The organism is Cylindrospermum sp. FACHB-282, from assembly GCF_014697195.1.
Classification (GTDB): domain Bacteria; phylum Cyanobacteriota; class Cyanobacteriia; order Cyanobacteriales; family Nostocaceae; genus Cylindrospermum.
The window spans coordinates 1-22,206 of sequence record NZ_JACJRJ010000016.1; the positions used below are offsets into that span (position 1 = coordinate 1).

The 22,206-nt window shown below is 42.5% G+C and carries 17 protein-coding genes and 3 pseudogenes; 10 read left to right on the forward strand and 10 right to left on the reverse strand.

The annotated features are described in order from the left end of the window. The first annotated feature begins 1,037 nt into the window (after window positions 1–1,037). Window positions 1,038–3,533 (forward strand): cell division protein HetF, encoded by a 2,496-nt coding sequence (gene hetF / locus H6G32_RS10445; RefSeq protein WP_190457834.1) that lies wholly within the window; start codon window positions 1,038–1,040, stop codon window positions 3,531–3,533. A gap of 41 nt (window positions 3,534–3,574) precedes the next feature. Here the strand turns inward: hetF and H6G32_RS10450 are convergent, their stop codons facing one another. Further along, window positions 3,575–3,796 (reverse strand): hypothetical protein, encoded by a 222-nt coding sequence (locus H6G32_RS10450; protein ID WP_190457836.1) that lies wholly within the window; start codon window positions 3,794–3,796, stop codon window positions 3,575–3,577. Between the two features lie 58 nt (window positions 3,797–3,854). Beyond that, window positions 3,855–4,034, reverse strand: coding sequence for a hypothetical protein (locus tag H6G32_RS10455; protein WP_190457838.1), 180 nt, complete (start codon window positions 4,032–4,034; stop codon window positions 3,855–3,857). A gap of 146 nt (window positions 4,035–4,180) precedes the next feature. Here H6G32_RS10455 and H6G32_RS10460 point away from each other — a divergent pair, with 146 nt between their 5' ends. After that, the gene (locus H6G32_RS10460; RefSeq protein WP_190457840.1) at window positions 4,181–5,020 is read left to right on the forward strand and encodes a lysophospholipid acyltransferase family protein; all 840 of its coding nucleotides are present in this window, start codon (window positions 4,181–4,183) and stop codon (window positions 5,018–5,020) included. A 240-nt stretch (window positions 5,021–5,260) separates the two neighbouring features. Here H6G32_RS10460 and H6G32_RS10465 read toward each other — a convergent pair whose 3' ends face one another. The 4 genes and pseudogenes from H6G32_RS10465 to miaB form a co-directional block, all read right to left on the reverse strand. Then, window positions 5,261–5,506 carry a GlsB/YeaQ/YmgE family stress response membrane protein gene (locus tag H6G32_RS10465; protein WP_015206488.1) on the reverse strand — a complete coding sequence of 82 codons (246 nt, stop codon included), beginning with the start codon at window positions 5,504–5,506 and terminating at the stop codon, window positions 5,261–5,263. A gap of 248 nt (window positions 5,507–5,754) precedes the next feature. Further along, window positions 5,755–5,922, reverse strand: a pseudogene (locus tag H6G32_RS27385) (CsbD family protein); the annotation flags it as partial. 256 nt (window positions 5,923–6,178) lie between these two features. Next, a complete protein-coding gene (locus H6G32_RS10475; protein WP_190457844.1) occupies window positions 6,179–6,361 on the reverse strand; it encodes a CsbD family protein in 183 nt (60 codons plus the stop codon). A gap of 488 nt (window positions 6,362–6,849) precedes the next feature. Continuing rightward, entirely contained in the window at window positions 6,850–8,214 is a 1,365-nt protein-coding gene (gene miaB, locus H6G32_RS10480) for a tRNA (N6-isopentenyl adenosine(37)-C2)-methylthiotransferase MiaB (RefSeq protein WP_190457846.1), read from the reverse strand. Window positions 8,215–8,747: 533 nt separating this feature from the next. On the opposite strand from miaB, the gene H6G32_RS10485 reads away from it, so the two are divergent. Continuing rightward, a complete protein-coding gene (locus tag H6G32_RS10485; protein ID WP_190457848.1) occupies window positions 8,748–9,269 on the forward strand; it encodes a hypothetical protein in 522 nt (173 codons plus the stop codon). Window positions 9,270–9,387: 118 nt separating this feature from the next. On the opposite strand, the gene H6G32_RS10490 is transcribed toward H6G32_RS10485, so the two are convergent. Next, window positions 9,388–10,830, reverse strand: coding sequence for a carotenoid oxygenase family protein (locus H6G32_RS10490; RefSeq protein ID WP_190457851.1), 1,443 nt, complete (start codon window positions 10,828–10,830; stop codon window positions 9,388–9,390). A 137-nt stretch (window positions 10,831–10,967) separates the two neighbouring features. On the opposite strand from H6G32_RS10490, the gene H6G32_RS10495 reads away from it, so the two are divergent. After that, window positions 10,968–11,723: a thioesterase II family protein gene (locus tag H6G32_RS10495; RefSeq protein WP_190457853.1), complete on the forward strand. Its 756-nt coding sequence runs from the start codon at window positions 10,968–10,970 to the stop codon at window positions 11,721–11,723. A 2-nt stretch (window positions 11,724–11,725) separates the two neighbouring features. Here H6G32_RS10495 and H6G32_RS10500 read toward each other — a convergent pair whose 3' ends face one another. Beyond that, entirely contained in the window at window positions 11,726–13,960 is a 2,235-nt protein-coding gene (locus H6G32_RS10500) for a tetratricopeptide repeat protein (protein WP_190457854.1), read from the reverse strand. Between the two features lie 169 nt (window positions 13,961–14,129). Here H6G32_RS10500 and H6G32_RS10505 point away from each other — a divergent pair. From H6G32_RS10505 to H6G32_RS10525, 5 genes and pseudogenes are all read left to right on the forward strand, one after another. Further along, window positions 14,130–14,462 (forward strand): annotated as a pseudogene (locus H6G32_RS10505) (transposase); the annotation flags it as partial. Window positions 14,463–14,678: 216 nt separating this feature from the next. Further along, window positions 14,679–16,709, forward strand: a complete 2,031-nt coding sequence (locus tag H6G32_RS10510; RefSeq protein ID WP_190457857.1) for an FAD-dependent oxidoreductase — start codon at window positions 14,679–14,681, stop codon at window positions 16,707–16,709. Window positions 16,710–16,936: 227 nt separating this feature from the next. Then, window positions 16,937–17,263 carry an ATP-dependent Clp protease adapter ClpS gene (gene clpS, locus H6G32_RS10515; protein ID WP_190457859.1) on the forward strand — a complete coding sequence of 109 codons (327 nt, stop codon included), beginning with the start codon at window positions 16,937–16,939 and terminating at the stop codon, window positions 17,261–17,263. A gap of 10 nt (window positions 17,264–17,273) precedes the next feature. Next, complete coding sequence (locus H6G32_RS10520) at window positions 17,274–17,567, forward strand: DUF2103 domain-containing protein (RefSeq protein ID WP_190457861.1); 294 nt, start codon at window positions 17,274–17,276, stop codon at window positions 17,565–17,567. Beyond that, a pseudogene (locus H6G32_RS10525) lies at window positions 17,567–17,707 on the forward strand (IS200/IS605 family transposase); the annotation flags it as partial. The gene H6G32_RS10520 and the pseudogene H6G32_RS10525, both read left to right, overlap by 1 nt. A gap of 95 nt (window positions 17,708–17,802) precedes the next feature. On the opposite strand, the gene H6G32_RS10530 reads toward H6G32_RS10525, so the two are convergent. Both H6G32_RS10530 and H6G32_RS10535 read right to left on the reverse strand, forming a co-directional pair. Continuing rightward, the gene (locus tag H6G32_RS10530; protein ID WP_190457862.1) at window positions 17,803–18,123 is read right to left on the reverse strand and encodes a hypothetical protein; all 321 of its coding nucleotides are present in this window, start codon (window positions 18,121–18,123) and stop codon (window positions 17,803–17,805) included. Window positions 18,124–18,392: 269 nt separating this feature from the next. Then, entirely contained in the window at window positions 18,393–18,878 is a 486-nt protein-coding gene (locus H6G32_RS10535; protein ID WP_190457864.1) for a molybdenum cofactor biosynthesis protein MoaE, read from the reverse strand. 489 nt (window positions 18,879–19,367) lie between these two features. On the opposite strand from H6G32_RS10535, the gene H6G32_RS10540 reads away from it, so the two are divergent. Next, window positions 19,368–22,202, forward strand: coding sequence for a hybrid sensor histidine kinase/response regulator (locus tag H6G32_RS10540; RefSeq protein ID WP_190457866.1), 2,835 nt, complete (start codon window positions 19,368–19,370; stop codon window positions 22,200–22,202). The last annotated feature ends 4 nt before the right edge of the window (window positions 22,203–22,206 follow it).

Below are 22,206 nucleotides of genomic sequence, written 5' to 3' on the forward strand. Positions count from 1 at the left end.
ACAAATCTGTGTGTGTCACAGTTGTTGCTGCTGGTTAACCAAATAAAAAACCCCCCAGTGGGTGTTAGCCAAAGGAGGGAGTTAAGTTATCAGGGTGCATCTACTAATTAATTGTTCTGGGTTTAAATAGCAGGTTCCGGACAAATCTGTGTGTGTCGCAGTTGTTGCTGCTGGTTAACCAGACAAAAAACCCCCCAGTGGGTGTTAGCCAAAGGAGGGAGTTAAGTTATCAGGGTGCATCTACTAATTAATTGTTCTGGGTTTAAGTAGCAGGTTCCGGACAAATCTGGGTGTGTCACAGTTGTTGCTGCTGGTTAACCAAATAAAAAACCCCCCAGTGGGTGTTAGCCAAAGGGGGGAGTTGAAGATCAAGGTGCATCTACCAATAATTTGTTCTAGAGACCAGCAGTCTGATCCGGATAAGGAGTCAAAAATCGACTTGAAACTTTCGCGTTTCAAATTAGTTGACAAGTGTGACCCAGGAATTTAACTTTTCCTGCTATATAAAACCTAGACAAAGCTAGACTTTACTTTCTACTTCAACGGGAGCATGGGAGCGGTTATCCCTCAGTAGACTTACACGCTGTAGCCCAACGCCATCTTTCTTTTTTTTTAAAATTCTCAAAAAGACTATCACTATCATTGCTTGGCTTTCGCGTCAGCAACAGTCTTATTCAATATTTGGGACATGGGAATTATATATCGAGTATTTGATTTTTTCAACTAAAATACATATATTGACAAAAGTCAATATATGTATAGTTTTGTCTAGAAAATTGTCAGCTTAGGACTAGCTCTATGGTCGTGTGAGCCAGTAAGGATAGATGGAATTAGATATACACTTGATATATTACCTGAGTAAAAACTTTCAGCAGTGGCAAGGGAACATAATGACTCAACTGAGCATCTAGTTTGAGCATCAAGGGAGCGTATAATTGGTACTTTTGTACTCACACAAATGCTTAAACCGACAAAACCACAATATTTGAGCATTTACTAAGCATTTATCTGGTTTGAATAGCTGAAAGTATTGATTTATGGTATCTTCAGAGGAATTTCACATTTCCGTAACCCCAGTAGGGCAAAATGACTACTTGGTGCGGACGGAACAAGTCGCGCCTGGGGTGCCATTGGCAGAAGAACTGGTTACTTGGCCTGTAGCTGAGTGGTTAACGGCTGCTGGACATTTGATGAATGACCCGTTAAAGTCGGTTTTGCAGGGTGATGCGATCGCCAGGAATTCGGTTAACTTGGTGGAGTTGGGTCAGCAATTTTATAACGCACTGTTTCAAGGTACTCTCAGAGATAGTTGGATTACTGCCCAAGGCATTGCCCAGAATCAACAGCAGGTACTGCGCTTGCGTTTGGGACTCAAAGACACTAGGTTAGCTCGTCTGCCTTGGGAAGTGATGCACGCAGGCGATCGCCCTTTAGCTACTGGCCCTTATATCACTTTTTCTCGCTACCAAAGTGGAATTCTGACAGCATCGCGTTTGCAATCAAGGAACTTCCCCACACCACAGGAATCCGGTGGGGTAAAAGTTTTGATGGTGATTGCTTCACCCACAGATCAAGTCCGTCTGGAGCAAAAACAGGAAGCTATCAAACTCCAAGCAGAATTGCACCGACCAATATCACGTGCTGGTGAAGGCAAACATCATCTGCCAGAAATTGAACTCACCATCCTAGACCAGCCAGGAAGAGAAGAATTGACCCAAGCCTTAGAACAAGGCAGATTCCACGTTTTGCACTACTCTGGGCATAGTAATTTAGGGCCAAATGGCGGTGAAATTTATCTGGTCAGTAACAGAACTGGCTTAACGGAAACCCTGAGTGGGGATGATTTGGCTGGTTTGCTGGTAAACAATAATATCCAAATGGCTGTGTTTAACTCCTGCTTGGGGGCTTACAGGGCAAATTCTGATGCATCTGGGGACTCAGGGGAACGCAACCTCACGGAAAGCCTGGTAAAACGGGGACTCAGGGGTGTTTTGGCTATGTCAGAACGGATTCCTGATGAAGTGGCGCTGACGTTGACACAATTGTTTTACCGCAACTTGAGCCAGGGATATCCCCTAGATTTGTGTGTGAGTCGGGTACGTCAGGGTTTAATTTCTGCCTATGGTTCTCACCAGATGTACTGGGCTTTACCGATTTTGTATCTCCAGCGGGAATTTGAGGGTTTTCTCAGCCCGGAAAATACCTTAGTCGCCAGTGTGGAGTTACTAAATAGCTATCAGTCTACTTTACAACCAAACCCGGCGGCGATGTACTCTGCTGTGTCAGATGATTCGGAGTTGCCTTTAGATATGGAGGCAATGATTTCCTCTAATTTGGCGCGGGATTCGGCTGAGGTAGACTGGCTAGGGGAAGAGACTTGGGGCGATCTGGTAGATGAAATTGAGTATGATGATCCCAGCTATGATGAAGATTGTGCCATAGTTTCAGATTTGTTTCGCCAGTTAGATCAGCAAATAGCGATTACTGAAGAACCTCCGCTAATGGGGGAACTGGTGCAACAGGTGAGGGAAAATGGTCTCCAGGAAAGGCAGGTTTCTGAGGAGATGGCTGTCTTGGAGGAGGAATTGGGGTTGCGGCGAGAAGTTCCGACTAGGTCAAGTCAAGCCCCTGAGAATTTCAGCACAGATTGGCAAAGCCCCCGTCTGCCAACTTCACCACCAGCACCAGTAGGACATGGGAGCGATCGCCAAAAGTTGCAGATTTTGGGTGTTGTGGGAGTGAGTGCGATCGCCATTCTCCTCGGTGTAAATTGGTGGTGGCAAAGTCGATCTTGGTCGCCACTGTCTGACATTCCCCAAATTCCCACGGAGTCGCTAGTTAATCCTCAAAGGCCACCCATTGACCTGAAAACAGCCCCGACAGGAATTGTCACCGCCACCGCTACAGAAAAAATGAGCCAGGGGGACTTGCAACCTGGGCTGGAAGCTGTGAAAGAATTACTCAGCCGGGGGGCCCTGGCATCTGCTCAAACTGCCTTGGATCTCGTTGTGGAGAGGCAAGCTGATGATCCTGCGGTCAACTTTATGCGGGGGCGATTAGCGTGGCAGTTAGTGCAAATTGGGGACAAAAAATACAGTATCGATGACGCCCGGCGTTATTGGGAAATTGCGGTGAGAGATCAGCCAGATTCCCTGGAATATATCAACGCTTTGGGATTTGCCTACTACGCAGAAGGCAATCTGAATCGGGCTAATGATTCTTGGTTCAAGGCTTTGAATTTAGCTCTCAAACCGCAAAATATGGCTTCTAGCGCCCCAGTAGCTCTAAAGAAGATAGTGCCAAAAGATGCTTTAACTTCTTATGCTGGGTTAGCCTTGGGTTTATATAAATCTGCAAATAATCAACCTGGTGCCAAGCGGGCACAATATATTACTGAAGCAATTAAGCTGCGGCAATTGGTAATTCAGGATAATCCGGTAGATTTCCAAGTAGATAAATTGGCTCACAATTGGCTGTGGACGGAGAAGGCGATTACTGATTGGCGATCGCTTCTTCAGGAAAAGAGTAAATAATGAATCGGCAATCTGAGCAGATACAGATTTTAGTGGTTTTGTCAAGATAATTTCTGACTAGGATAGCTAACAAATGGGTTAGGGTTGGCAGCGCCTGTCCTAGAGAAGCTTACCAAAGATATGTAATTTGCTGGGTTAAGTTGGCTGATGGGTGCGGGTTTCATGTCCCGGTAGTCGAGGATTTGGACAATAATCAAATATGCGATCGCTAAAAGTATAGAAATCGCACCAGTAATATAGGCAACTATTTTTGAGCGGTTCATGAATATTTCCTGTAATTCAATTTATTGTGCTGTGCTATATCCACATTGCCACATAGACCTAACCCCCAACACCTTCTCTAGGTTTTTGTTCAAAGCCAGGGATCTTCAAAAGTAGTGCGGTTGAGTCCTCTTCTTCTTTTTCCTCCAGATAAACCATAAAATTACTCACTACCCACAGCTTTTCCGAATACAGCCGCCGTAAATGCTGGTCGGCTTCTTGAAGAATATCATTTGACATTGATTCCAAATTCAATCTAGGCTAATTTTTTGAAAGAGACTCAATTACCCTAGTGTTCAAAATATTGCAGAATTAATATTAGGTTTGTCCTGAAACGCCAACAGAAAGGATTGTATGACTTTTCCCAAGCCTGATAAAATGCCTCGATGTTAAAACTGCAACATTACCAGAACACAAAACCCGGTTGGTCTTTGGATGAGCGAGATCCAAAGTTCATCAAATCTCTGATGCCTATATTGGGTTTTTTATATCACTATTATTTTCGAGTCCAAACCAGTGGCTGGGAGAATATCCCAGAGGAAAAAGTCCTCTTTGTCGGTTCCCACAATGGGGGGCTAGCTTCTCCTGACACATCAATGATGATGTACGACTGGTTACGCCGCTATGGTACAGAACGACCAATTTATGGCTTGATGCATCCCAAAGTTTGGGAGGTATCTCCCCCAATGGCAGAAGTGGCTGGTAAGGCTGGAGCCATCATGGCTCATCCAAAAGTAGCCTATGCTGCTTTGCGTTCTGGGGCTAGCGTCTTAGTTTATCCCGGTGGCGCAGAAGACGTATTTCGACCCCATCAAATGCGTGACAAAATTTACTTTGCTGAACGGCGGGGGTTTATCAAGCTAGCGCTGCGGGAAAATGTGCCGATTGTGCCTGTGCTTTCTTGGGGTGCTCACGATACCCTGTTTGTCCTAGCTGACGCCTACAAAATTATGCAGCAACTCCACAAATGGGGGATGCCTTGGCTGTTTGGGGTTGATCCCGTAGTCTTTCCTATTTATTTAGGGCTACCTTGGGGATTAGCATTTGGCCCCCTGCCCAATATCCCCTTGCCGATGCCTATCTACACGCGGGTATGCCCTCCCATTGTCTTTGAACGCTACGGCTCAAAAGCAGCGAGCGATCGCACTTATGTTAATGCCTGTTATCAACTCGTGAAAAGTCAGATGCAGCAAGAATTAGATAATTTAATCAAGCAGGAGCGCTGAGTCCTGATACCATTTCACTTTAATTTTGATACAAATACTTTAGTAGGGACACGGCAATGCCGTGTCCCTAGGAGAAATCTATATGTATCAGGGTTTTCATGAATTGGTATGAGTGCTGAATCCAGCCGGAAATACCCCGGCTTTAGTAATTTTGAAAAAACAAAGGATTCTAAAGAGACTTCGCAAGTTTCCACGAAAAGCGCGATCGCGCTTTTCGCCATCTCTGTCTAGTACAATTGACTAAGCTCTTTTGATCAAGCGCAACACAAATAAGAATACGACTGCACCAATAGTTGCGATGATCAAGCTACCAAGCAAGCCACCACCAGCAGAAACTCCTAGAGTACGGAAGAGATAACCGCCCAGCAACGAGCCAATCACACCAACTATGATGTCTCCAACAGGGCCAAATCCACCACCTTTAACTAATTGTCCCGCTAGCCATCCGGCAACTAGGCCAATTAAGATAAACCAAAGTAATTCCATTTGCGTTTCATCCCTTATCTAGCGGAAGTGGATAGTAATCAAGCTAGCTAAACTTTTTGGAAAAATGAAACTTAGTTAATAATCTCTTTAACTTTATCTTTCACGTCTTCAACAGTGTGGAGAATCCCTGCACCCACTTGTTTTGCTGTTCCCACGGCTTGGTCTTTTAAGTTACCTGTAATGTTGCCAATAGCGTTTTGGGTTTTACCTTCAACGTTTGTCGTCACTGCTTTGGCTCTTGGTGTTAATCGCAGATTGTCTTTTACATCTTCTGCTGCATTACGAATTTGGCTTTCGGCTTGCTTGGCTCTTCCCATAAATTGGTTTTTAGGATCACCTGTAATGTTGCCTATCGCCTCTTGAGTTTTGCCTTCAATGTTCTTAGCGATCGCCTCTGCTCTATTTATCGTTGCTATTTGAGTATGCGCTTGTGTAAATGAAGTTGCAGCCCAACTATCTTCCGAAGCAAAACCAAAGGCTAGGCCAGTTGAAATCAATAAAACTAGGCTAACACTTAACAGAAGTTTATGAACTTGTTGAGGCTGAAGCATTTTCATGTCCAAAGTAAAATTTATGCATCAAACACTATTTGATTTATGTATTATCTATTTGGTTGAAATTAGAAGGTCTAGATAGCTGAATGACTATCTAAACTTTCTTTAATAATGAAACTTAGTCAATAATTTCTTTGACTTTATCTTTCACATTCTCAACAGTGTGAAGTATCTGTGCTTCCGCTTGTTTCACTTGCCCTTGTTCTTTAGCTTCGGGATCTCCTGTAATGTCTCCCACTGCTTCTTGAACTTTACCTTCAATATTTTTAGCAGTGGCCTTAATCCGATTTTCTATACTCATAATCCTCTCCTGATTAAATTAAAAAAGTGGTGGAGTCGAAAAAAGATGAAGAGAAATATTAAAGTTAAGTCACTTCTTCTTTGTTTGCCATCCCTCTGATCTAGAATGTACCATCAGCTAATTATTTTCTGCATCCATCTAAAGGTTTAATTATTATCAATAACAAATAAAAACATTGTGTCTTTATGCCTATAATGATTATTTGAGATAAATATCGTCCTTTTAAGAGAAAATGAGAAAAATATTCTCTCCCTTAGATAGATAGACTATCGTGCAGCTTTATGTTTTTTTCCTCAGCATCGATTGAAAAAACCTGAGATTATGTCTCTCAGTACGCTCCAATTCAAAATTCAAAAAACAATTATATAGCAATCCTATTTGATTTGTGAACACAAATGATTTAGGACTGCTATATGATCACCGATAAATCACCCATAATTTAGAGATGTTGCAAACAACGTCTCTAAATTGGTTAGTAATAGAACTATTTAGACCAGGGTTGCTTGCCTTACTTCTACTGGTATACCAGTTAAACTAAAGGGACGAACTTCGGTAATTTTCACCTTTACCGATTGCCCTTTGAGTTGGTTGATATCGCCAGTGAAGAAAGTCAGACGATTACCTCTAGTGCGTCCCATCACCTGGGTTTGGTCTTTGAGGTTTTGGTCTTCTACTAGCACTTCTTCGATGCGTCCAAAGTAACGTTGCGATCGCTCCGCTGCTTTGACATTTACCAGATGATTGAGCCGTTGCAGGCGATCGCTTTTCACCTCTTCACTCAACTGATTGTCCCACAAAGCCGCTGGTGTACCTGGACGGGGTGAATAAGCCGCAGTATTCAACAAATCAAAGCCAATATCCTCTACCAATTTCAGAGTATTTTCAAACTGTGCTTCTGTCTCCCCAGGAAAACCGACAATAGCATCCCCACTAATGGACGCATCGGGCATATATCGGCGAATAGTGTCAATAATCCGGCGATATTTCTCGTGAGTATAACCCCGCGCCATTGCCTTTAAAAGTTCATTATCCCCAGATTGAAAGGGAATGTGGAAATGCTCGCACACTTTCGGCAACTCTGCACAAGCTTTAATCAGTCTTTCTGTGAAATAACGGGGATGACTGGTAGCAAATCTTAGCCGCTCAATTCCTGGTACATCATGGACGTAATATAGCAAATCTGTCAAAGTGTGCAGGTGGCGTCCTTCTGGTGTTGCTCCTGGCAAATCTCGGCCGTAAGCGTCAATATTTTGACCCAGAAGAGTAACTTCTTTGTAACCAAGATTTCCTAATTCCACGATTTCCGCGCGGATAGCTTCTGGTGTGCGGGACTGTTCCACACCGCGGACATTGGGGACTACACAATAGGTGCAGCGTTCATTACAGCCATAAATCACATTTACCCAAGCGGTAACGCTGCTATCCCGGCGCGGCTTGGTGATATCTTCGATAATGTGAACTGTCTCAGTTGCCACAACTTGATTGCCGTCAAATACCGACTCCAGCAAGTCTTTCAGACGGTTGGCGTGTTGTGGCCCCATGACTAAATCTAATTCTGGCACGCGCCGCAAAAGGCTTTCTCCTTCTTGTTGGGCAACACAACCGGCAACAATCAGAGTTAAATCTGGCTGTTCGTGCTTGCGTTTTGCCTGTCTACCCAGGTATGAATAAACTTTTTGTTCGGCATTATCCCGAATGGTGCAGGTATTGTAGAGAATCACATTTGCCAGATTTGGGTCTTCTGACCACTCAAAGCCCATTTCTTCTAGGATGCCAGCCATGCGCTCTGAGTCGGCTTTATTCATTTGGCAACCAAAGGTGGTGATGTGATAGCGACGGGGTGAAGTGGTCATTAGGAATTACGCTTAATCAGTGCAATGTATATCAGCTATATTTACCATTGTATATATAGGATTCCTATTTGATTTCTCAAAAAGACTAAGAGAGAATACGGTAAGGCATACAAGTCTAATAGGGAACAATCATAAGCCAGTATTATATGGTTTCTGTGTTGGCGGCGGCTCTCCCAAACTCAAGACTCTGCCTTGTTTCCACCTGTCAATAGGGTTTGAGACGCGCTAACTCTATAGTCTAAACAAGCATTTGAGCATGATTCATATTTTATTGTATACCTGAATTTAACTGAATTTAACTGATTTTTAAGAGTCCTGATTTTAACTCAACTATTGAATTGAAGAGGCAAGCATAATAGGACTAAAGCGTTGAATAAATAGAACATTGGCTGTTCGGCGCTTGAGGGGTTTGTAAGGCGCATCTGGTAAGTAGTAATGCAAAATTATTTGCACATCTCATTTGTCAATGAAGCAAACCCAGGTAGAAATGGTGGTTTTATCAACAATATATTCTAATATTTCGAGGTAATAAAATGGTACCTAGCAGTAATCAAGGCGAACACATCTTCAACGCATTAGACTCCCTGGCATTAGAACAAATACCAGAGATGAACAAGCAGATTAACCAAGCAAAGCCGAGTCGAATAAAGGAAAAGGAAGCCGCTATAAAGGCCGTCAATCATCTCGAAACTCTAGCAAATCAACTGAAAAAAGAGAGAGATCACCCGGATTTTCGCACTGCTCCGAAAGGAGATCCCGCGAATGCACAAAGGTACGGGAACTTTAAGAAGGACACCGAACTAAACGTCAAAAAAGTCATGACCGGATCTCCGTCAGAACACACTGCGGGATACACAAGCCTTAACCGGATGCTAGATAATCTGGATTATTACACCATCGACCAAGTAGCTCATAAATCGGGGCGGGAACAATTGTCAGCGCTACGCCAAAGGGAATTCGATGTTTGGTACGCGGCGACAAAGGGCTTAATGCATTCGACTTTTACGGCTTTAAGAGATGCCGCGCTTGCAACCTCAAGAACGCGAGATTTGTAGGACATCATATAGATTGAAACCCACAAGGATTTGACTAGCAAATTAATCATAATTCATTACCAAGGGGAAACTTCTTTATTGCTTGGTTTAAGCATAAAAGAAATATTTCCCCATTTGGTTAAGCAGGTTTCCAGGTGCCGTGGAAGCTGTGGGGTATCACCTTGGGTAGTCCGAGTTTGCAAACGGGTTCTTCGTTGAGGCGATCGCTATCTAATATCCAAACTTGACTACTATGGGAGTTGCCATCGTAGACAACTGTGATTACCCAACTCTGATGAGGATTGTGGGGATCTTGAATATGGATGGGTTCTGAAAGATAACAATTTTCTTCTACATTTGCGGTGGTGAGGGTTTGAGTTTTGTGGTCAAAACGAGCGATTGTATTTAATATTTCTTGGCTAATATCTGTTCCTGGGCGGAATACGGTCAAATATGTGTACGGCGAGGCTTTCCCGACATTTTGCTGTGGGACACTGGGAAACTCACTATGTTGGTCTAAAAGTTGCTCAATTGCCCTAACTTTGCCCGTTTGAGGCTGAAGAGTAAGCCGCGAAAGTCTACTTTGAGCCTTGGTGTGAATCTCACCTGTTGATACTTCCTTAAGATATTGGTTAGTCTGAAAATCTGCATAGCGCACAATATCTACAATCACTGCACCGCTTGCATCTATATAACCGTTGGCGAAATGCCACTGAAACCAAGGTTCGGTTTCACTACGACTAACGAAAGATAGTGTGTCGCGATCAATCACCAAAATCTGAGTTCCTCTTGTCGGTTCCCATTGTAGGGAATCACTATAGTTATTTCTTCCCAATATTAATTCGAGAATATTTAACCGCACTGGAGGAATACAAAATACTAAATATGGGCCAGCTAAGACAAAATCATGTATCAGTGGTACTCCATCTAATTGATATGCTGCTTTTTGGATGATTTTGCCAGTGGAATCGCTTTTGTAAACATTGAGTGTGGCATTTAATCGAGATATTTCAGGGCTGATCCCAAAATTAAAAATCTCTCCTGTCTGGCGATCGCATTTGTAATGGGCAGAATAACTTAAGCCTTGGGTTAACCCCCCTAAATCATCTTCACCCAAGGTTTGCAAATTTTGCAAATCCAAGGCATGGGGTTTACCTCCTTCCCACAGTGCTAACAGTTTATTTGGTAAGGCTAGTACTGAGGTGTTGGCGACGTTTTTGATTGGTTTTAACCATTGATTCCAAATTGCTCCTGGTGCAGTCATGCCATAGTTACCGTAAAGCAGTTTACCTGCTGCGACTTCTTCTTGATAGCCAGCAGTTTGCACATAGCGATAAACTCCTGTAGCCCCAGTATCGGTAAAATGAACGGCGAGAATTGCCCCATCGCCATCAAACCAGTGTCCTATATTGACGCCGCCACGTTCTAGCCGTGCTGGCCCGTTGCGGTAAAGTGTGCCGCGTAAGCCATCGGGGATTTTGCCAGCGAGAATTGGTAGTTGAGTGGGGGGGAATTCTGTTGCTGTTTGAGCAACAGCATTAGCCCAAGCTTTTTTAGTTGACTTTTTATCTATTGTTTGCATAACCAAATTTTGCCTGATAAATCAAGGATAGCTGCTAAAGAAACTGAGCAACAAAGGTTCCATTCCTGTCATAGAATTAACAGCGAATATATGGAAAAATTAAAACCGGACTGTGTTATCGGCTTCCAAGTCTCATTATGACCAATAAATCACCATCGAATTCTTGGATTACCTGCTTCCAACCTCATCCCCAGGCAAAATTGCGTTTATTCTGCTTACCCTACGCAGGTGGTAACGCCATGATTTATCGCACATGGGCTAATGGTTTACCTGAGACGGTGGAAGTTTGTGCTGTAGAACTTGCGGGAAGGGGAAAACAGATACAATTACCTCCCATGACGCGGTTAGAGACTCTGGTAAGTGAAATAGCCGCAAATCTCATACCATTCTTAGATAAACCATTTGCTATTTTTGGTCATAGCATGGGTGCATTAATCAGCTTTGAGTTAACCCGTCTCCTGGGTTCTAAATATGGTTTAAGTCCATTGCACCTATTTATCTCTGCACGTCGCGCTCCACAAATCCCCTCTAGAAAACCACCTATTTACAACCTACCAGAGGCTGAATTTCTGGAGGAACTGCGACTTCTCAATGGGACTCCCAAAGCAGTGCTAGAAAATAAGGAACTAATGCAGCTTTTCCTCCCGCTGTTGCGGGCAGATTTTGCAGTTCTGGACACTTATGTTTACTCTCACCAAGGGACTCTTGATTGTCCTATGACTGTTTTTGGCGGTTTGCAAGACCAAGAAGTGAGTTATGATGAGTTGCTAGCATGGAAAGAACAGGCGATCGCTTCTTTCTCTTTACAAATGATTGAAGGTGATCACTTTTTTATTCACTCAGCCAAATCTGTTTTACTTCAGAGTCTAGAGAAACAGTTGCAAATCCCATAGCATCAAGAGGTGACGCTTTGAGTTAATTCTCTGAAGCGTTGATCTTGGGTAATTTCATCAAAATCTATGTCAGTTGCAGCTTCTTCTTGATATCGGGGATTGAGTTGAATTGCTTTTTGGAGATTTTCTACAGCTAAATCAACTTGTTTTTGCAGTGCATAACAGGCGGCTTTGTTGTAATATGCACTGGCGTAGTCTGGCTTAATTTCTAGTGCTTTGTCAAAACTGGCGATCGCATCGTCATCAAGTCCTAGTCTTACCAAGGTATAACCCCGCTTATCCCAGGCTTTGGGGGAATTAGGTGAAAATTGCAGTGCTTTGTCAAAACTGGCGATCGCATCTTCGTATTTTTCCAACTCTACCAGAGAAAGACCGCGATTTAACCAGGCAACTGCATCATCAGGTTTAACCTGGGTTGCTTTGTCAAAGCAAGCAAAAGCCTCTTGATCTCGTCGTAAATAGCCGAAAGCCACACCGCGATCGCACCAAGCTTGATGATAATCCGGCTGGATTTGAATAGCTTGATCATAAGATGCGATCGCTTCTTTGTAGCGTTTCAATCTCCCTAGAACTATACCACGTTTCAACCAAATCACCGCATCATCAGACTTGATTTTCACCGCTTTTTCATAAGTGGCGAATGCATCAGCATAACGCTTTTCCGAAAATAGGATATCTCCCTCTTTCACATATTCCTCCGCAGCAATTTCTGGTTCTGATTCTAGTGAGTGAATTTTTTCTTCAACTTCTGGGGTTGCATCTTCTAGAATAGATACAGATGTAATCTCAGCTAATTCTTGCAAGATTGAATCCTTCCGTTGTTGAGCATCTATCTGTAACTCTGAAAGTTGAGCAACAAACTCAGTTTCTAATTTTTCTAACTTCTCCAAAATGATAATTTTTTGTTGTTGAGCATTTCCTTGCAACTCTGAAAATTGAGAGGTAAATTCCCAGCCAGCTTTTTCTAAATTCTCAATAATTAGCTGTTTTTGTTGTTGAGCATCTAACTGTAATTCTGAGAGTTGAGCCAAAAATTCTAACTGGAGATTTACTAAATTATCAATCATTTTATCTTTTTGATTGAAAGCATCACCCTGTAATTCAGAAATTTGCGATTTAAAGAGATGATTTAATTGTTCTAGATTCTCCAAAGTGACATTCTTTTGATTTTGAGCATCAACTTTTAATGCAGATAACTGAGCAGCAAATTCTGACTGCAATTTTCTTAAATTTTCCAGAATATCATGTTTTTGCTGCTGCGTGTCAGCAAGCAAGCCAGTAAATTGAAATGTGAACTCAGACTGGGATTTTTCTATATTTGCAATAGCCATATCCTTTTGTTTTTCAGCACCAATTTGCAATTCGGCTAATTCAAATGCTAATTCCGATTCTAATTTTCGGAAATTATCCAGAGATAGATCCCGTTGCTGTTGAGCACAGGAATGTAATTCAGATAGTTGAGAAGATAACTCAGATTCTAAATTACTGAGATTTTCTAGAGTTAAATCTCTTTTGCTTTGAGCAGACGAATGTAATTGAGATAGTTGAGAGGATAACTCAGATTCTAAACTACTGATAACTTCTAGAGTTAAATCTTTTTTTCGTTGAGCAGAAAACCGTAATTCAGATAATTGAGAAGATAACTCAGATTCCCAATTACTGATTTTTTGCTGAGAGGTTTTGATGGCACTTTCTGATGTTGCTGAAAATTGGCTTTTTGCTTGATTTAACTCAGATGTAAGTATAGATAAATTTTGTTGTTCCCTTGTTATATTCTGTCTCAGAACATTAGCTTCCTGTTCCAATTCATGATTTATATTTTTACCTTCTTGAATAAGATTTTCTGCTTCTTGCTTAACAACAGCTAGCTGACTTTGTAAGTTTTCCATTCCCTGTAACTGTTTCATGGCTCGCTCAACAATTTCGCGAATTATCACCCGTCGTAGTAGCCAAAGTGAAGCAATCACCGCCAGGGTAAACAGACTTAATATAGTTAACCAGACGTTGAACAGGGCAGTTGTGTGAGTAAAAGCACGGTGAAAATCAGATTCGACTTGCTGTTGAGTTTGCTTTTCGGTTCGCAGTTGCGCCAATTCTTCCCGCTCTTGATTCGATATTACCTGAGATGGGGTGGCTGTGGGTTGTCCACTGACAATACCAGCAGATAGCAGCATGGGTGAAAAGACGATGGCACTTTTTAACGCTAAAGCGAAGATTATTGGATTCCTGCTCTTCATAACAACCTTCCCTAATCCGTTGGTCAGTTTTTGCAGCGGCTTGCCTCTCTCCAATCTATAACAGAATTCTCTTAGATCCCTGACTTCTTGAAGAAGTCGGGGATCTGATTGATTGATTGGATCGATTGAAAAAGGGAACACTAAAGACAACATCTGAGATTATGAGACTATGCCCCAAAGACGAATTCCCCTGAAAATGGGAAACTTTTACCATGTCTACAATCGGGGGAACAATCGCCAAACGATTTTCTTTGAGCGTGAGAACTATATTTATTTTCTCCGGTTGGTAAAGGAACATCTAATCACTAATGCAGTAGATATCGTTGCTTACTGTTTAATGCCGAATCATTATCATTTTTTAGTATACTTGAGAGATGAAACCCTGTCTGATGCCATGAAATCCCTGTCACTCTCCTACACAAAGGCGATTAATAGGCGTTTTAATCGTTCTGGGGTGTTATTCCAGGGGCGGTTTCAAAGTATCCATATTCCACAAATAGATCCCCGACTTCTTCAAGAAGTCGGGGATCTGATCTGATCTATCTAAGGTGCAACTCCCCAGGATATTGGTGAAGTAATTGCTAGTGTTAAGGCGTGAGCTGATGTTGGGTTGGGGTCAAGCAAGCGATCGCATCCTGTAACGCAGTAAAGTTTGTAAAGAACATTTCCCAGATGCTACCGTCTACAAAGTTGACATAGTAGCAAGAGTACTCAAACCATGCAGCGCAGACACACAAAGGCTTGTCACCCAAAATCAATTATCAGCCTTGGCTTAATCGCTACCTTCATAGCACCATTAGCCACTACAGCAGCCCCACTCATACCCCCAGGTAAAACTGTCAACTGTGAAATTCTTGTTGTCGGTGCGGGATTATCTGGTGTCGCTACAGCTTATGAAGGTTTACTCGCAGGGCGCACAGTTTGCTTAACGGAAATTACCGACTGGTTAGGGGGTCAAATTTCTTCTCAAGGCACATCTGCGTTAGACGAACGCCCAACCCAACGTGAACTCAAATTCTATTCTCGTGGATATTTAGAATTGCGAAACCGGATTCAGCGCAAATATGGGAAATTTAACCCCGGTGATTGTTGGGTAAGCGACTCCTGCTTTCTCCCCCGCGATGCTCACACCATTCTCAGCGAAATGCTCAAAGATGCCGAAAAAAAGGGCAATGGTAAATTGCAGTGGTTCCCAAACACCGTAATTAAAGACTTAGCAATTAGTGCAAATGGTAAAATAATTAATAGCGCGATCGCAATTCAACATCAACCAGTTAAAGGCGCACCACCCCTGAACACTTCTCCTTTATCTCAAACCATCGAAGACGCATATCGCTACGAAAACTCGTCTCGGTTTAGCAAAAATATTATCCGCTTTGTTCCTAAACCAGTTAAAAACAAAACCGCTAATTGGTACGTTGTAGACGCCAGCGAAACCGGAGAAATTATCGCCCTAGCTGATGTTCCTTATCGACTAGGCATTGATGCCCGTTCTTACCTAGAACCTTCGGCTTCCAGCACCACAAATGACCCCTATTGCACCCAAGGCTTTACCTACACCTTTGCAATGGAGGCAACAAAGGAACCACAACAGCAGGTAATGCCCCCATTTTATTTAAAATACGCGCCATATTTTAGTTATGAATTAAAGCGACTGGCAAATTTTGATTTAGTTTTCACCTACCGTCGGATATGGAGTCCTCAGCAGGGGAAACCAGCAGCCTTTGGTGGCGTTAAGTTTAGTACCCCGACACCTGGGGATATCTCCATGCAAAACTGGACTTGGGGTAACGACTACCGTCCAGGAACCGCCCAGGATAATCTAATTTACAGCCGCCAACAGTTGCAAGCCTCTGGACAGTTACAGCCTGGGGGTTGGATGGGGGGACTACGCACTGATACCCTCCGCAAAGGTGAGGAAAATGCTCTTTCCTATTTTTATTGGCTGTTCGCTGGGACTACAGATTCTCAACTGGGGAATGGTGTGAAGCAGCCCCAAACAAATAACCGCTACTTATCTGGGCTAAAGTCTCCAATGGGGACGGCCCATGGTTTATCGAAATATCCCTATATGCGGGAAGGACGCCGCATTATTGGCCGTCCTAGTTGGGGACAACCAGAGGGTTTTAGTATCTGGGAAATTGATATTTCTCGCCGTAACTATAACGATGAGTTTTACCGCAAAACTCTACCAGCAGATATGTATCGCAGTTTAAAAGCATCACTGGCAGGTTTTACGGCGACATCGGTAATTTCGGGTGAAACATCCCCAGATAGAGCTCTGCGGCGGACTCGTTCTACTATTTTCCCTGATGCTGTGGGTATTGGTCACTACGCCATAGATTTTCATCCTTGTATGACCAACAGCCCAGCAGAAGCCCCTGGTAATACGGAACGGGCGGGTGAAAGGCGTGGTGCAGGACTTGCTTATCCTTTTCAAATTGCTTTAAGGGCAATGATTCCCCAAAAAATAGATAATTTAATTGTGGGGGGTAAAAGCATTGCGACTAGTCACATTGCCTCTGCTGCCTATCGGGTTCATTCTTTTGAATGGTCTGCTGGTGCTGCGGCGGGAACTGTGGCAGCTTTTGCTATCAAAAATGCGGTCGCACCCTACGAATTGGTAGATAATTTACCTAAGCCAGAACCACAACTGGAAGCTCTCAAACGGCTGTTAGAGCAAAATGGCAACCCGACTGCTTTCCCCGATACTTCCATCTTTAACCAAAATTGGGATGATTGGCGCTAGGAGCCGGTTTCCCCCCTCCCACAACAGTGGTCAGTTGCTACCCACCCTTGACCACTGACAATCGGCTAAACTAGTGCAGTACGGGGTAAATACACCAACCACTCAAAATAACCGAAAAGCTCATATCATCAGCTTTGGGAATTTTGAATCAGAGAATTTTGAATTCTGCCCAGGGGTACTAGTTATTTATAATGTAGTTTTGTAAAACCCTCTTGACTTATTGTTCTATGGTTATAAGACTTTCAGTAGATGTTTACGAGATGGCTACAGCACCAACTAAAGCTCCTGAACGGTCTAGCCAAGTTACCCGTAAACCTTACCCAAATTACAAAGTGATTGTATTGAATGACGATTTCAATACATTTCAACACGTCGCTGAGTGTTTGCTTAAGTATATTCCGGGAATGAGTGGCGATCGCGCATGGGATCTCACTAACCAGGTACACTATGAAGGTCAAGCGATCGTTTGGGTCGGGCCGCAAGAAACTGCGGAACTGTACCACCAACAGCTGCGTCGAGCAGGTTTGACAATGGCACCTCTAGAAGCAGCTTAAATTAAGAATCATGGGCAGAACCACGGATGGCAGACTAGTTTGGAATCACTCAACCCACATTCCTGGTCTCATACCCATTTTAGAACGTCTGTGTCAGCAGGATGATATTCAAACTGTGACCCCAGGAGTGATTGGACGGGTAAGAGGTCATTGTCCGAAAATGCAACTGCGTGTTTCTGTACCCATTCGGGGAGGCTTTAAGGTAATTGCACGGCTGGGGAAAACAGTGCAAGAGGTATTTGTTGTCACCAATTTGCCCCAGGATGATCTGGAGATGGCGATCGCGATCGCCATGAAACTTTAAAGGTGCTTGAGTTTAATGGTGAAGGGAATCACGTTCACGCACTGATTAAGTATCCACCTAAGTTATCTGTTTCTCAAATGGTTAATGCGTTAAAAGGTGTTTCTAGTCGTCGTTATGGGCAAGCAGGATATAAAAAACCCCGTTTACCCATCTAACGAGTAGATTTTGGATAAGCAACCGCCAATGAAAGGATAACTTTAATGAAACCCCTCAACTATTAACTGCTGACTGTTGACTATTCCTCGATTTGGTGAACTGCAAATTTGTGCAGTGGTAAACTGAGGATGCAAGAAAAAGTTAAAAAGTATGACAAGGCAGTGGTTATTTTTAAAGACACTGTCAAACCTTGCCAGTCGGGTAAAAGCATCTTCTCAACCCCAAAAGCAACACAGTAAACGAGCCAGTAACTAAAGCTCATTCTCAACAGAATTTGCTCTGTTTCTTCCCCATCAGTTTGCTGTTGCTTACAGTCCCGCAGTAATACTAGCCCAACAATACAAGCTACAAAGGAAACAGCAACTACAAATTCGTGGCACAATAAGTTAACCGAATTCATTTGCGTTTGTCCTGATATCTATTTTTCTACTTTGAAATTCAGTCTAAAGGCATATTCCTGATGAATATACAAAACATTCACAAACTGCAATAGTTAACCACTATCTATGTAAACAATTGCAACAAAACTTGTTGTTTCACGAAGTTAAATTTTTTTAATTAAAATTAACTGTTTCTGTTAAGCAAAGTCCTTGGCGAGACTGGGAAGAAAAATACTCAATCGTCGTCAACAACTGTAGTCATCTAGACTGATCTACAACGTTTCAAAACTTAACAATTATTCCCTTGGGCTTCGCAAGCGCCAATACTCACCCAGCTACTAGAACCATCTAACCAATGTTCTTTTTTCCAAACCGGTGCATTGTGTTTGAGGGTATCAATTGCATATTGACACGCATCAAAGGCCTCACGGCGATGAGGACAACCCACAGCCACTAAAACGCTGATTTCCCCAATTTGCAAACGCCCAATACGGTGATAAATTACTACCCGATTCACATCAGACCAGCGATCGCGAATATCAGCCGCAATTTGATAAAATACCCGTAATGCCATCGGTTCGTAAGCTTGATACTCCAAGGCAACCACAGGTTTACCATCGGTTTGATTGCGAACCATTCCACTCATCACCACCACGGCACCATTAGCGGGATCTTCTGCTTTAGCGTAAATTTCCTCCAGAGACAATGGCGCCAAAGTAATAGCAAAGCTATCTTCAGACCTTGGTTTTGTGGGAGAAGCAAGAGTGATTGTCATAACCGATTTCTAAATGAATTGATATTGAGTGTTTATATTGTGCAGTTAGCCGCGCTTATCCGCAGCTATCAGTCTTTCATTAAGTTTGTGTAAAGAAGTCAGGAACATCGCTCATATATCTACGTCTTTCTATGTAATAAAGACAGATATCCCATTCAGCATTCTTCCTTACCCATCATGAAATTGATACAAAACCGTTTAATACTATAATCAAAGTATAGCCTGATTTTTTTTGTGGTGGAGAAATTTTCATCTGTAACAACAAGTGTTAATAACTACCTTACTATTGTATAATAACAGTTAATCCACGTAACAGCATAAATCCTGCCGTCATCCTCCTTAAGGCTTATTACTATAATTGAATGATAAAGTTATCGGCTTGCTCACTATGATTGAGTAACCTGATAGTAACTTCATTGATGTCTGAATTTAGGAGACTGCTAGCAACACCAAGGCAAGTAGTAATTTAACAATATTAGGAAAAATTTAATGAAATCATTTGGGTGTAACAAAGAAGCAGCGAGGCTTGAAGCTTTACATCAGTACCAGATTCTCGACACTGCACCAGAACAAGTATTCGACGATTTGGTGTTATTAACCGCGCAGATTTGTGACACACCAATTGCCTTAATTAATCTGATAGATGGCAACCGTCAGTGGTTCAAAGCCAAGGTGGGATTGGATGTCCAGGAAATGCCTATATCTATGGGGTTCTGCCCACTTTGCATGGCTGAAGCTGATGTTTTAATTATTCCTGACACCTTAGCCGATGAGAAATTTGCCAGAGAAGCAGTAGTCACTTCCGAACCTTATGTAAGATTTTACGCTGGCGTACCTTTAATATTACCAAGCGGAGAAACAATCGGCACTCTATGTGTAATAGATCGCGTACCACGTCAAATCATGGCAAAACAGTTGTCAGCAATGCAATCTATCAGCCGTTTGGTAATCAGACAACTAGAAATCCGGCGGAATTTAGCAGAACTAGCCAGCATCAAAAGGGAGTATAAGCAGGCACAAGAAGCCTTGTACCAAAGTGAATCTACCCTCCATAGTTTCTTCGAGAGTGCGCCGATGATGATGGGAATTGTGGAATTGGTAGAAAATGACATTCTGCATATTACTAATAACCCCGCCACAACTAAATTTTTGGGACTCACCCCAGATGCAATGCAAAATCGCCTAGCGCGAGAACTGGGTGTCGCACAAAAGCAGTTAAGCCAGTGGATTCATTACTATCGTCAAGCAGAGCATAGCCAATCACCTATCAAATTTGAATATTCTCACGAAACCCCCCAAGGACAAAAGTGGCTATCAGTAACAGTCTCAGCAATTGCCAAAAATAATGGTAATCGTCAGCAATTCGCCTATGTGATAGAGGATATTACTGATCGCCTTGCCGCGCGGCGCGAACGCCGACGAGCAGAAGAAAAATTACGCTGGAAAGAAGCACTTTTAAGCTCCATGAATAGCGTCTCTCCACTAGCATTTTATGTTGTTGATAATCGCAGTGATGACATCCTTTATTTCAACGAGCGCTTTTGTGAGATTTGGGGACTAGAACATTTGAAAGAGCTTATGGAAAGCCAGGAATTGAAAAATCAAGAAATCATTTCCGACTGTCTCAAATTTATAGCCGATATTCCTGCCTTTGCCGCATCGTACCAACCTTTACAAAGTGAAGAAAATTGCTGCATTGTGGAAGACGAAATTTATTTTAATGATGGGCGCATCATCCGGCGTTTTTCCACACAAATTCGGGATTATGAGGCTCAATATTTCGGGCGTTTGTATATTTTTGAGGATATCACCGCCCGCAAACAGGTAGAACAACAAATCCGCGAGCAAGCAGCATTGCTGGATATTACTACAGATGCAATTGTCGTCCAAGATTTGGATAACAAAATTTTATTATGGAACAAAAGCGCCGAAAAACTTTATGGTTGGCAGGCAGAAGAAGCTATCGGCAAGAATGTCACTGAACTTTTGGACAACGAACCTTTGCCGCAACACCGGGAAATTTATCAAACCGTTTTGCAGCATGGCTCCTGGCAAGGTGAGTTACAGAGAACCAGAAAATCAGGAGCAGAAATCATCGTTGAAAGTTGCTGGACACTGGTACGTGATGAGCGTTTACTACCTAAATCTATCCTGATAGTTGACACAGATATTACCCAGAAAAAACAACTAGAAAAGCAATTTTTACGCGCTCAACGCATGGAGAGTATCGGCACTCTTGCCAGTGGCATTGCCCATGATTTAAATAATGTATTGTCGCCAATATTGATGTCTGTACATCTGCTAAGAAATAAATTACATGAACCCCAGATTCACCAGGTACTGTCAATAGTTGAAGGCAACGCCAAACGTGGTGCTAATTTGGTTAAGCAGGTGCTGTCCTTTGCTAGGGGAATTGAAGGCGATCGCACAATAGTTCAAATCAAGCACCTGATTTTGGAAATGCAGCAAATTGTCGAACAAACCTTTCCCAAATCGATCACCATACATACAAAAATTCAGCCAGACTTGTTACCTGTTTGTGGTGACAGTACTCAACTACATCAGGTACTGATGAATTTGTGCCTTAATGCTCGTGATGCCATGCCTAAAGGCGGAACATTGTCAATATGTGCTGAGAATATTTTAATTGATCAAAATTATGCCAAAATGCATCTAGATGCCCAAGTTGGCTCTTATATTGTCATCCAGGTGACTGATACAGGAGTTGGGATCGAAGGTGGTATCTTAGATAGAATTTTTGAACCATTTTTTACAACCAAAGAGTTTGGTAAAGGTACAGGACTGGGGTTATCAACAGTCGTGGGAATTATTAAGGGACATGGTGGTTTTATCACCGTGTCAAGTGCTTTAGGCAAAGGCACAAATTTTCTGGTATATTTGCCAACAGTTAATACACCTGCCACCCAGTTCTTAGAAGATATAGAAATGCCAACTGGTAATGGAGAATGGATTTTGCTGGTAGATGACGAAGCGGCTATTAGAGAAATAACCACAACTTCCTTAGAAAGCTATAATTATAAAGTAATTACTGCTAGCGATGGCATAAAAGGAATAGCATTATACTCTCAAAATAAAGATAAAATTAGGGCAGCTATTATCGATTTGATGATGCCCAATATGGATGGAGTAACTACCATTCGCACATTGCAAAATATGAATCCACTATTGCCAATTATTGCTGTTAGTGGACTGGCTACAAGCGAACAAATACCCTTTAATCAAACATCTCGAAGCATAGCTTTTTTACCCAAACCATTCACAGCACAAGAATTATTGAAAGCTCTACAGGCAGTCAAGGGTTAAGGTT

Excerpts from the sequence above, each read along its gene's own strand:
- H6G32_RS10495 (WP_190457853.1), top strand. The coding sequence starts at position 10,968 with ATGACCAATAAATCACCATCGAATTCTTGGATTACCTGCTTCCAACCT.
- clpS (WP_190457859.1), top strand. The coding sequence starts at position 16,937 with ATGGTTATAAGACTTTCAGTAGATGTTTACGAGATGGCTACAGCACCA.
- H6G32_RS10535 (WP_190457864.1), bottom strand. The coding sequence starts at position 18,878 with ATGACAATCACTCTTGCTTCTCCCACAAAACCAAGGTCTGAAGATAGC.
- H6G32_RS10475 (WP_190457844.1), bottom strand. The coding sequence starts at position 6,361 with ATGAGTATAGAAAATCGGATTAAGGCCACTGCTAAAAATATTGAAGGT.
- H6G32_RS10520 (WP_190457861.1), top strand. The coding sequence starts at position 17,274 with ATGGGCAGAACCACGGATGGCAGACTAGTTTGGAATCACTCAACCCAC.
- H6G32_RS10450 (WP_190457836.1), bottom strand. The coding sequence starts at position 3,796 with ATGAACCGCTCAAAAATAGTTGCCTATATTACTGGTGCGATTTCTATA.
- H6G32_RS10500 (WP_190457854.1), bottom strand. The coding sequence starts at position 13,960 with ATGAAGAGCAGGAATCCAATAATCTTCGCTTTAGCGTTAAAAAGTGCC.
- H6G32_RS10530 (WP_190457862.1), bottom strand. The coding sequence starts at position 18,123 with ATGAATTCGGTTAACTTATTGTGCCACGAATTTGTAGTTGCTGTTTCC.
- H6G32_RS10490 (WP_190457851.1), bottom strand. The coding sequence starts at position 10,830 with ATGCAAACAATAGATAAAAAGTCAACTAAAAAAGCTTGGGCTAATGCT.
- H6G32_RS10485 (WP_190457848.1), top strand. The coding sequence starts at position 8,748 with ATGGTACCTAGCAGTAATCAAGGCGAACACATCTTCAACGCATTAGAC.
- H6G32_RS10460 (WP_190457840.1), top strand. The coding sequence starts at position 4,181 with ATGTTAAAACTGCAACATTACCAGAACACAAAACCCGGTTGGTCTTTG.
- H6G32_RS10465 (WP_015206488.1), bottom strand. The coding sequence starts at position 5,506 with ATGGAATTACTTTGGTTTATCTTAATTGGCCTAGTTGCCGGATGGCTA.
- hetF (WP_190457834.1), top strand. The coding sequence starts at position 1,038 with ATGGTATCTTCAGAGGAATTTCACATTTCCGTAACCCCAGTAGGGCAA.
- H6G32_RS10455 (WP_190457838.1), bottom strand. The coding sequence starts at position 4,034 with ATGTCAAATGATATTCTTCAAGAAGCCGACCAGCATTTACGGCGGCTG.
- H6G32_RS10510 (WP_190457857.1), top strand. The coding sequence starts at position 14,679 with ATGCAGCGCAGACACACAAAGGCTTGTCACCCAAAATCAATTATCAGC.
- miaB (WP_190457846.1), bottom strand. The coding sequence starts at position 8,214 with ATGACCACTTCACCCCGTCGCTATCACATCACCACCTTTGGTTGCCAA.
- H6G32_RS10540 (WP_190457866.1), top strand. The coding sequence starts at position 19,368 with ATGAAATCATTTGGGTGTAACAAAGAAGCAGCGAGGCTTGAAGCTTTA.